Annotated in this window: 6 protein-coding genes and 2 pseudogenes; 4 read left to right on the forward strand and 4 right to left on the reverse strand. The window is 59.7% G+C overall.

Going from position 1 to position 6,296, the window contains the following annotated elements; translation table 11 throughout:
- Window position 1: 1 nt before the first annotated feature.
- The 3 genes from ACX3P1_RS08995 (at window position 2) to ACX3P1_RS09005 (ending at window position 3,347) form a co-directional block, all read left to right on the forward strand.
- Window positions 2-955, forward strand: coding sequence for an electron transfer flavoprotein subunit alpha/FixB family protein (locus tag ACX3P1_RS08995; RefSeq protein WP_459079228.1), 954 nt, complete (start codon window positions 2-4; stop codon window positions 953-955).
- Between the two features lies 1 nt (window position 956).
- Window positions 957-2,912 (forward strand): heterodisulfide reductase-related iron-sulfur binding cluster, encoded by a 1,956-nt coding sequence (locus ACX3P1_RS09000; protein ID WP_459079229.1) that lies wholly within the window; start codon window positions 957-959, stop codon window positions 2,910-2,912.
- A gap of 336 nt (window positions 2,913-3,248) precedes the next feature.
- A complete protein-coding gene (locus tag ACX3P1_RS09005) occupies window positions 3,249-3,347 on the forward strand; it encodes a peptidoglycan binding domain-containing protein (RefSeq protein ID WP_459079244.1) in 99 nt (32 codons plus the stop codon).
- Between the two features lie 52 nt (window positions 3,348-3,399).
- On the opposite strand, the pseudogene ACX3P1_RS09010 reads toward ACX3P1_RS09005, so the two are convergent.
- Window positions 3,400-3,634, reverse strand: a pseudogene (locus ACX3P1_RS09010) (FAD-dependent oxidoreductase); the annotation flags it as partial.
- A gap of 41 nt (window positions 3,635-3,675) precedes the next feature.
- Between ACX3P1_RS09010 and ACX3P1_RS09015 the strand changes: the two are divergent.
- Window positions 3,676-3,882, forward strand: a pseudogene (locus ACX3P1_RS09015) (integrase core domain-containing protein); the annotation flags it as partial.
- A gap of 624 nt (window positions 3,883-4,506) precedes the next feature.
- Here ACX3P1_RS09015 and ACX3P1_RS09020 read toward each other — a convergent pair.
- From ACX3P1_RS09020 to ACX3P1_RS09030, 3 genes are all read right to left on the reverse strand, one after another.
- Window positions 4,507-4,911: a DJ-1/PfpI family protein gene (locus tag ACX3P1_RS09020; RefSeq protein ID WP_459079230.1), complete on the reverse strand. Its 405-nt coding sequence runs from the start codon at window positions 4,909-4,911 to the stop codon at window positions 4,507-4,509.
- Between the two features lie 12 nt (window positions 4,912-4,923).
- The gene (locus ACX3P1_RS09025) at window positions 4,924-5,073 is read right to left on the reverse strand and encodes a hexameric tyrosine-coordinated heme protein (RefSeq protein ID WP_459079231.1); all 150 of its coding nucleotides are present in this window, start codon (window positions 5,071-5,073) and stop codon (window positions 4,924-4,926) included.
- A 71-nt stretch (window positions 5,074-5,144) separates the two neighbouring features.
- Window positions 5,145-6,272, reverse strand: coding sequence for an NAD(P)-binding domain-containing protein (locus ACX3P1_RS09030; protein ID WP_459079232.1), 1,128 nt, complete (start codon window positions 6,270-6,272; stop codon window positions 5,145-5,147).
- Window positions 6,273-6,296: the final 24 nt, after the last annotated feature.

Raw genomic sequence — 6,296 nt, forward strand, 5'->3', positions numbered from 1 at the left:
CATGAAGATTCTCGTTTATGTCGATCTTGAAAACGGCGCGCCTACCTCTTTTTCGCGCGAACTGGCCAATGGCGCACGCGGCCTTGCGGGTGTCGACGGGACTGTGGATCTGGCGCTGTTCGGTGCCGGCCCTGAAGCAGCCGGCGACATGGATGCCGACCGTATCCTGCACGGGGCGGCATCGCCGAATTACGATCCGTCCGAGCACGGCGCGTGGCTGGACCGGGCGATTGAAGAGTGCAAACCCGACTTGATCCTGTTCGGCTACACCACCTCGGGCCTCGATCTTGGCCCGGTCGTCGCCATGCGCCGGGACTTGCCCTTGTTGAGCTACTGCACGGCCGTTCGCCTTGCGGGCGGCAAGGTGGAAGTCGACAGCCACATCTATGGCGGCAAGCTCGTGTCGACGGCATCGGCCGCCCTGCCAGCGGTTCTTCTGGTCAATGCCGGTGCGTTCCGGGAGGCAGAAGCCGGAAAGGGTCGCACTGCCAAGACGGTTGAACTTGCAGCGCCCACGGGCACCGCACCAAAATCGCTGACATTCGTTTCGTCGAGCGAGCCCGATCCCAACGCCATCGACATCACCAAGGCCAGCCGGCTTCTATGCGTCGGCCGCGGAATTGGCGACGAAGACGCCATCGAGGAAGCGCGTGAAACCGCGGAATTGATGGGCGCTGAACTGGTCGGAAGCCGTCCGATTGTCGATGCCGGCTGGCTACCCAAGGAGCGCCAAGTGGGCAAGTCCGGCCGCAAGGTGAAACCCAAGCTTTATCTTTCCCTCGGTGTTTCAGGCGCGCCCGAACACATCGAAGGAATGGGCAGCGCCGAGTTGATCGTCGCCATCAACACCGATGCCAACGCACCTATCTTTGACCATGCTCATATAGGGGCTACCGTCGATGTCGCCGACTTCCTGCCTGCGTTCAAGGAAGCCCTGAGCAAGAAGGCAGGCTGACGTGCTTTCCACGCAGATCGCGGTTCTTGTCCTGCTCGCCGCAACGCTGGCTGCCTCCGGCTATCGTTTTTACAAGGTTCTGGCGCCTGTTTTCCGGGCACCGGCGGTAAGCCGTGTCGACCATCCCGAGCAAAGGGCGGCGGGCGTCGTCGCCGACATCGGCCTGCATCGGCGCCTGCTCAAAAAGCGTTATTCCGGCACGCTCCACGCGATGCTCTTTTTCGGTTTCCTGTTTCTGTTCACCGCGATCATCCAGAGCTTCGGTTCCGGTCTTTTCCCCGGGTTTTCGCTGGCCCGGATAGGTGGCGAGAGCTGGATCGCGCTCGGCCAGGAATTCTTCGCCGCCCTGATCCTGATCGCGCTATTGATGGCGGCCTATCAACGCGCGGTGCTGAAGCCGGCCCGGTTCAAGGGCTCGAACGCGACGGACGCCTGGATCATCTATGTCCTTGTGGCCTGCGTCGTTCTCACCATGCTGCTTGAAAACGCCTTTCACATCGCGGCAATCGGTCAGGATTCCGGGTGGAGGCCGATCAGCAGCGGCATCGCGGCTCTGCTCGGCAAGCTCGGGGTCTCGCAAAGTGCTGCGGCACAGGGCACGAACATATTCTACTGGGCGCATATCGCGGCCGTTTTGGGCTTCTTGATCTATATTCCGGGATCGAAGCACCGCCACATGTTCCTAGCGGCCTTCAATATTTATTTCCGCGACCTCCGGCCAAAGGGCATGCTTGCGCCTGTCGGCGACGCGGAGGCCGGGGCCGGCATTTCCGATATCGATCAGTTCGACTGGAAGCACAAATTCGACCTAGTTTCCTGCACCGAATGCGGCCGCTGCCAGGAAGCCTGCCCGGCCCACGCAGCCGGCCTGCCACTCAGCCCCAAGAAAGTGATCATGGATTTGCGTGATCACATGTTCGAGCGCGAGCAGGGCAATTGCTCCAAGTTCCCTTTGATAGGAGGCGTGATCAAGGAAGAGACGCTGTGGGCCTGCACCACCTGCCGCGCCTGCATGGATGTCTGTCCAGTTCACATAGAGCCGATGACCAAGATCATCGAGATGCGCCGCGCTCTGGTCGAAGAGGGAAATGTCGAACCGCTGTTGCAGGATTCGCTTGCCAGCCTTCAGCGCAATGGAAATTCGATGGGCAAGCCCGCCCGCCAGCGCGCAAAATGGACCAGGGATCTCGACTTCAAGATCAAAGATGCGCGCGAGGAGGCGGTCGACATTCTGTGGTTCGTCGGCGATTTCGCTTCCTATGACCCGCGTATCCAGCGCATCACACTCAAGGTCGCCCAGACCTTGCAGGAGTGCGGCGTGGATTTCGGCATCCTCTATGATGGCGAACAAAACAGCGGCAACGACGTACGGCGCGTCGGTGAAGAGGGTGTGTTCGAGATGCTCGCCAAGCAGAACATCGAGACGATCGATGCCTGCACCTTCAACCGCATCATGACCACCGACCCTCACAGCCTGAATGCGTTGCGCCAGGAGTATCGGCTATTCGGCCGCGACTACGAGGTCGTCCACTACACCCAGTTGTTGCTGGAGCTTCTCGAGCAGGGCAAACTGGTGCCGTCGCCGGCGGACGGAAGCGTCGTGACTTATCATGATCCCTGCTACCTTGGGCGCTACAATGGCGGCTTCGATGCTCCGCGCGAAATCATTCGCCGTGCGGGCTATCGGCTGCACGAGATGGGCCGATGCCGGGAAAACAGTTTCTGCTGCGGTGCCGGTGGAGGTCGGATCTGGATGGATGACAGCGCTTCGGTCGAGCGTCCCAGCGAGAACCGAATTAAGGAAGCTCTCGCTCTCGGCGACGTCGACGCTTTCGTGGTTGCGTGTCCAAAGGACACGGTAATGTACAGCGCTGCCGTTCAGGCGCTTGGCGTGGAAGACCGTATCGTGGTGCGGGACATGATCGATCTGGTTCGCACTTCTTCGACCGCCACATAGGGCTACTGCAGCACGTCGAAATGGATGTTCGGTAGCGCTCCTCTTCGTCGTTCTCGTCCAGCATGATGCTGCGTAAGGGTTTGCTGGATTTCTCGGCCGAAGTCGGGTTTCCGCGCCGCGACGTCAGTATCAAATCGAACAACTATGACCAGCGACTAATGGGTTCCCTCACCGCCCGTTACGGCCTCGCAGACTGGCTGACGCTTGAAGGCCACCTTGAGGGGGGCGTAGACTTGATAAACGGTGGTGGCGGAGTCGCATTCCCGCTCGGCCCCTACGGTGCCGCCTGCGTTCGGCTACTACAACGGGGAACTCGACGGCATATTCAGTCCGGAAATGAGAGCATCTTTGACGAAGCTTCAGACGGACTATAGCTTGAAGGTAACAGGTGCGATCTCGCCAGAGACGCTGGATGCGTTGATTTCCGCGCGATAAGCCCGTGTACCGGAGGATCGAGGGGGGGGCGAGGGCCGATCAGGCATATGAGCAAGAGGTAGCGTATCGGCCAAGCTATCTCAGACGTCGCCAATGACGCGGTGGCGACCTGATAGAGCAGCGGCTGAAACAGATGGTGGTTTCGCTGGTCAATCAGCGTAATGCTGATAGGCGCCCCCCGCGAGCCGGTGGACCGTCTCCAGCCCGCCGAAGCCGGTGCCGACTATGACGACATGATGACAACCTGCTGCTGGGCTAATCTCGTCGATTTGTCGTCGTTTCTGCATTTGGCCATCGCTAGATTTCATCGAGAGCAGGGCTTGCACACATCCTGCTGGAAAACTACTTCCTGCCCCGCGATCTCGAGGCCCAGATTGGAGCTTTCGTCGAACATTACAACGATCAGCGCTACCATGAGAGCCTCGACAACGTGACCCCAGCCGCTTACTTCGGCAGGGCCGTAGCCATCATCAAACAGCGCGAAAGGATCAAATGGCAAACCATCCAACATCGACGTTTGCAACACCGCAACATGCCGCATAACATCAATCCCCAAGACGAGGCTGCCATCAGCGCAGAGCTTAAGGATGGTCGGACCTGTCAATCACGACTGATTTTTTCGGACGATATCCCGGCAAAGTGTTCTTTTTAATGATTCATCACCGTGATTTCCACCTCTAATGTGGCTCAAGGAGGGATCGCTCCGGTGAGCACTGCACCGTTTAATGCTGTGAGGCTCATCGAGCTGAGACTGGGTATATCGACCCAGTAAATGATGCTTCACCGACTGGAGGTGGGCTAGCATCGAATTTCGTGCGCCCTTATGTGGTCCTTCTTACGGCGGCATGGTGGTGACGGGCGTTGCAGACGCCGTGCCTGAGAAATCGCCATCCTGGTCTACCTCGATGCCTACGTACCGAAAGAGGCGAGTCGATCTGGGATTACCTGAGCGAGGAACGGCACCAGGTCTTTCTCCGTGATGCCCAGCCGTTCGATGGCCGTGCAGTTGCCGCGCCAGCCCCCGCCCATTTCGGGGTCGCCTACGCGGTCACCCTGCACAAATCGCTGAGCAAGTTAGACGGCTTGAATAAGTCTACCGGTTGAGGACGAGTTTGCGGTTATATGTGCCCGGCTCGGGAAATGCCGGCGGAGTCGAACGTTAGCTTGATAAAGGTGCTGTAAAAGCGCTGTTCCCGACCAGGAGAATCTGCGCCGCTTCAAGCATCACTGTCGAACCGAGGAAACGGTCCACCAATCTCAGCCCAAGGTTGGTCCAGGACATCAATCCGCCCGCAGTGATGATGTCGCCATCATCGATGATCAGCCGATCGGTATCGAGCGTGACTTGTGGAAAGCGGCTGCTGGACGCCTCGGCAAGGGTCCAGTGGGTGGTTGCCGTGCGCCTGTCCAGAAGTCCGGTTTCGGCCAGAAGGAATGCGCCTGCGCAAACCGAAGCGACGACACTTCCTGCCGCGTGACAATCGCGCAGCCAACCCACAACAGGGCGTGCTACTTCGGGCGTGATTGGCGCACCAAGCGCCGGCGGCAGGATCAGCACATCCACCTTGCTATCGGGTCACGGGCGATCATACGCTGTACGCTGCTTCTCTCGAATTTCAGCGGATGGCTGGGTCAGCTTGACGCCGACACGGGCCAGTTTGGTGGCGAGTTCGAAGCCTTCTTGCGGCGTTGCGGCTTGCAGCGAGGAAAGCCAGGTTTCAGACATAAGGCGCCTTCTTCAAGAATGGTCGATCTGCCGGGGATAATATAGGAACGCCGCAGCCGGCAATCCAGCGACTACAAGAGATCGAGAAACTCCGCCAGTTCGCGCGCCGCGGCAGCACCAGCCCGGTTGGCGCCAATCGTTGAAGCAGAAGGACCGTAGCCGACGAGATGGATGCGGGCATCCCTGGCCGCCTGCGTCGTCAACCGGCCGGTCATCATAATGCCCCCGTTCTCGCCTTGCAATTGAAGCGGCGCTAGATGGTCGAGCGAACTGCGAAAGCCCGTGCACCACAAAATAACGTCGGCGTGTTGTTCGGAGCCGTCCGGCCAGCGCACACCGTTTTCGGTAATCTGAGAAAACATCGGCAAGCGCTTCAGGACACCGCGCTCGCGCATGGCCTTGATCTTCGGCGTGAGGGGCAAGCCGGTCACCGAGACGACTGATATGGGAGGAAGTCCCTTGCGGACGCGGTCCTCGACCAGAGCAACGGCCGCGCGCGCGGCTTCCGGCGTGAACTCGGCATCGCGAAACTCCGGTTCCCGACGGGTTGTCCATGTGGTGGAGGTCACCTGCGATATCTCGTCAAGGAGCTGGATCGCGGAAATGCCGGCCCCGACAATGATGACGTGTTGTCCGGCAAACTCATCAGCCGTCCGGTAGTCACGCGTGTGAAGCTGCTTGCCCTTGAAGACATTTTTTCCGGGATAGTCGGGGATATAGGGCGAGGTCCACGTGCCTGTCGCGTTGATGATCCCGCGAGCGGAGTACATGCCGGCACGGTCGGTCTCGACGCGTAGCCGCTCACCCCGATCGCAAACGACCTTCACGGCAACCGGACGCACCACCTTGAGGCCGAAGGCTTGTTCATAGGCGGTGTAATACTGGGGGACGGCCTCTGACGCTTTCAATTGGTCGGCCGAAGTGTCGACGGCCTCCTCGAACCGCATGCCGGGCAGATCGTGGATACGGTTGACGGTTGTAAGGGTTAGGGATGGCCAGCGGAACTGCCAGGCGCCACCCGGGCGCGGCGACTGGTCGAAGATGAGGAAGTCGGCGCCGGGAACGAGACCGAGCCGTTGCAGATGATAGGCCGAGGAGAGGCCCGCCTGTCCCGCGCCGATGATGGCGATATCTACCTTGAGTGCCACATTCACGAGGCCGGATTTATTCCCGATACGCGTGGATTGTCTTTCATTCACTCGCATTTTCCTGCGGCGTCAGCG

The organism is Mesorhizobium sp. A623, assembly GCF_054489405.1.

Bases quoted from the DNA above. Each gene is read 5' to 3' on its own strand.
- ACX3P1_RS08995 (WP_459079228.1), top strand. From the start codon at position 2: ATGAAGATTCTCGTTTATGTCGATCTTGAAAACGGCGCGCCTACCTCT.
- ACX3P1_RS09005 (WP_459079244.1), top strand. From the start codon at position 3,249: ATGAGAGCATCTTTGACGAAGCTTCAGACGGACTATAGCTTGAAGGTA.
- ACX3P1_RS09025 (WP_459079231.1), bottom strand. From the start codon at position 5,073: ATGTCTGAAACCTGGCTTTCCTCGCTGCAAGCCGCAACGCCGCAAGAA.